This window comes from uncultured Ralstonia sp., from assembly GCA_913056305.1.
Taxonomy (GTDB): Bacteria; Pseudomonadota; Gammaproteobacteria; order Burkholderiales; family Burkholderiaceae; genus Ralstonia.
Genome location: CAJXMR010000352.1, coordinates 1 through 3,142 on the forward strand (window position 1 = coordinate 1; position 3,142 = coordinate 3,142).

Consider the following 3,142-nt stretch of genomic DNA (forward strand, 5'->3'; position numbering starts at 1 on the left):
TCGAAAAGCATGCGCAGTACATCGTGCTCGTGCCGTGCTGCCAGGCGGAGGTGGCTGGCGTGCTGCGCCGGAACAAGGGCAAATCGCTTGGCAACGCGCTGACAGAGATCTGGCGTCATCCGCTGCACACGCGCGAGTTCGGCAGCCAGGTCACGAACGTGCTGCGCTGCCTGCAGCTCGAGGCCCACGGCTATCAGGTGAGCGTGACGGAGCTGGTCGGCTGGGAGCATTCGATGAAGAACGAGCTGATCATCGCGCAGTACAAGGACTTGCCGCGGCGGCGCCCGACTGAGCGGCTCGCCGAGGTGATCAGCACGCTCGGCCTTGAGGAACTGCACGAGCGCTTCTTTGCGCCGGCTTGAGCGGTGGCGGGCGTGCTCCGCGTCAGTATCCGCCGGCGCTCCCAGAAGCCCGCGTTTGGGGCCTAACCGAAGCGTGCGGCGGTATCGTAAAAGCCCCGCCAGCGCGTGACCTTGCCGTGGCGCACGGTAAATACGTGCACCCACTCCGACTCGAAGGTCGTGCCCTCAACGCGGGCGGTGGACCGTTCGAAGCCGAGCACCACCACGGATTCGCCGGCGTCAATGAACTCGCGAGGCTCGAACACATGAATGTCGTCGGCCTGCGCGACTTCCTCGAAAAACCGCGCAACCTCCTGCGCGTTGCGGCGCAGTCCCGAATACGGGATGCGAGGCGAGCCCACGAATTTCCAATCGACCTCATCGGCCAGTAAGTCCAGCAACGCGGGGATGTCTCCCCGACCGAAGGCCTGGTATACCTCCTGGACAATCGCAAGCGGAGAACCCATGGCTGCCTCCTGATTTGTCGCGACCCGCTCGGCGATCAAAAAAACACGCCGCCTTGATTCGACGACGGCGCTGGCGGATCACGCGGGGTCGCGATGCAACGCAGGGCCGTCGGCGCCGGTGGATTCAAGCTATGACAAAACCAGGGACCGCGCAAGGCGCTGCCGGCAGCGGACAGCGAACGCATGACCACCGAACAGCGTAGAGACCACCGCGACACCAAAAGCGCTTGCCATGCCAACCGGCGGCACCCGCTTTATTGGCCGTTCTCCTGCCCGGCAGCCGCCACAGGGGCGGCCCCTCTTTGCAACGCCACGCCCCACCCCGCTGACACATCCCCACCCAACCGCCATTCCCGGATCGGCCGCCGCGCCGCCAGGATCGCCACCAGCCGCCCATCCCGCACGCGGGCGTAGTACGGCTCGGCCCAGGCCAGTTCATCCTGGAACGTCCACGCAAACAGTTTCTGCTTGACGGGCGACACCTCGGCAAACGTGCCGATGTCCTGCACGCCGCGGATCACCAGGTTCGCCAGGCGTCCGATCGCGCCCTGGTTCTCGTGGTACAGGTCGATGCCGCGCCGCTGCGCCAGTTCGGCGGTGAAGACCAGTGGCAGCAGCGCAAAATCGTGATAGTGCAGCGCCAGGTCACCCCGTTTCAATTCACGCTGCAGCTCGCCGTGCGGGCCGATGTCGTGGATACCCTCACGGGCGCGCGCGATACCGGCATCGATCAGGTCGGGGCGCTGCGTGACAGTGCCGATGGCAGCCAGGTTCAGGCCGGCCCAGTAGACGAGGTTGTTGTGCAGGTGGTTGATCGCATCGGCATCGCGTGTGGCCACGGCGATGCGATCGAGCCAGGCGCTGATGGTGCGCATGCGGTCCGGCGCGGGCTGGCTGCCCTTGGGCATGCGCAGCAGCACGAAGGCGAAGTCGGTGCCAGCCCAGGAACGTTCGTAATAGCCCTGGTAGCCGGCGATCGGCCCCATCAGCGCGTCCGCCTGCGCCCAGGCGGAGAGCAGATCGGAGACGCAGCTCCACTGCGCCTTGTCGGCGGCCTGGTTGAGCTGGCTGATGAAGCCGCGCATCGGCTTGACGGCAGCCTCGTAGCCGGCGGGGTCGTCGTAAAAGCCGGGCGGGTCGATGGTGACGACCGGCGGCGGCACGGTGCATGCGGTTGCGGCCCGAACCGGCCCGGCAACCCACCCAATGCCGGCAACAACCAGCGCCCCAACCAAACCGATCACCCTGCCAAACCTGCCGCGCCGCGCCATGTCGAACCCCACGTTTTCAGGATGCGGGGATTATGCCTGCAGGCGAGGCGCCTAGTGGCCTGCTCAACGACGCGCCATTTACCCGGCGTTCGGGCCAGGCGAGCTGTATCGCCCAGCATCCGCGCCTCGCGCATTCAATCTTGCTTTAAGCGATTTTTGTAAGAAGCACTCGCCGTCTCCAAAAGGACGCGCGCCTCACTCAGCAAACACGTAGCAATTGCATGGGCTTTGCAATATGCGCATGCCGGCTCGCCTCCAGCCTGTTTGTTTGCTTACGCCACCTTTCCGAATTGCAATTGCTTATGCGCTATTTGAGCGTCGAGATTTAAAAAACTTCGTCTCGATCCGAGAAACTTTTCCTCCAGAATCCGTGCATCCCGTGACGGCCCGGTGACTTAAACCGCGCAATCACGGGTGATTTCCTGTCCCGATTCGGCGGCCCGCCCCCCATCTTCGAGCCGGGGTCGCCGATTCGCTTCCACCTGAGGAGAGATGCAATGCGGGATTCGATTCTTCCCCGTCGGACGACGACCACCCAAGGCGCAACCGTTGGCAAGCGGCACACATTCCGGCTGGCGCTGGCGGCACAAGCAGCCGCCGTGATGATGCTGGCCGCATGCGGCGGCGGCGGTGACGACACACTCAGCCCCGCCGGCAGCAAGCTGGGCGCAGACGGATCGCAGCAGCAGGCCAACGTCGGCAACAACAACGCGCAGGCGCCGGCGGTCGATGCCTCGGTGCCGCCGGTCGAGTTGCCTGATTACATCAAGCCGATCAACTACAAGCTGTGGTTCCGCCCGGGCGCCGATCTCAACAGCTTCTCCGGCCGCGCCGACGTGGAAATCAAGGTGACCAAGCAGACCGGCGAGATCACGCTGGCCGCGCACAACATCAAGTTCGACCCGACCCGCGTCACCCTCACCTCGTCGGCCAACAACACCACGCAGGTGCTGGTGCCGATCCCGCAGTCGCAAGGCGACTTGTACGAACTGCGCGACCCGAATAGCAACATCAAGCCCGGCAACTACGTGCTGCACATGGAGTGGACCGGCACGATCAACTT

At 64.7% G+C, this 3,142-nt stretch carries 2 protein-coding genes and 2 pseudogenes; 2 read left to right on the forward strand and 2 right to left on the reverse strand.

Annotation, left to right across the window (positions count from 1 at the left end; all coding sequences use genetic code 11):
* Positions 1–362 (forward strand): annotated as a pseudogene (locus tag QZ609_RS25865) (SAM-dependent methyltransferase); the annotation flags it as partial.
* A gap of 62 nt (positions 363–424) precedes the next feature.
* Here the strand turns inward: QZ609_RS25865 and QZ609_RS25870 are convergent.
* The gene (locus QZ609_RS25870; RefSeq protein WP_295501177.1) at positions 425–808 is read right to left on the reverse strand and encodes a nuclear transport factor 2 family protein; all 384 of its coding nucleotides are present in this window, start codon (positions 806–808) and stop codon (positions 425–427) included.
* Between the two features lie 254 nt (positions 809–1,062).
* Positions 1,063–1,971 carry an alginate lyase family protein gene (locus QZ609_RS25875; RefSeq protein WP_295501180.1) on the reverse strand — a complete coding sequence of 303 codons (909 nt, stop codon included), beginning with the start codon at positions 1,969–1,971 and terminating at the stop codon, positions 1,063–1,065.
* Between the two features lie 605 nt (positions 1,972–2,576).
* On the opposite strand from QZ609_RS25875, the pseudogene QZ609_RS25880 reads away from it, so the two are divergent.
* A pseudogene (locus QZ609_RS25880) lies at positions 2,577–3,142 on the forward strand (peptidase M1); the annotation flags it as partial.

Bases quoted from the DNA above. Each gene is read 5' to 3' on its own strand.
- QZ609_RS25870 (WP_295501177.1), bottom strand. From the start codon at position 808: ATGGGTTCTCCGCTTGCGATTGTCCAGGAGGTATACCAGGCCTTCGGT.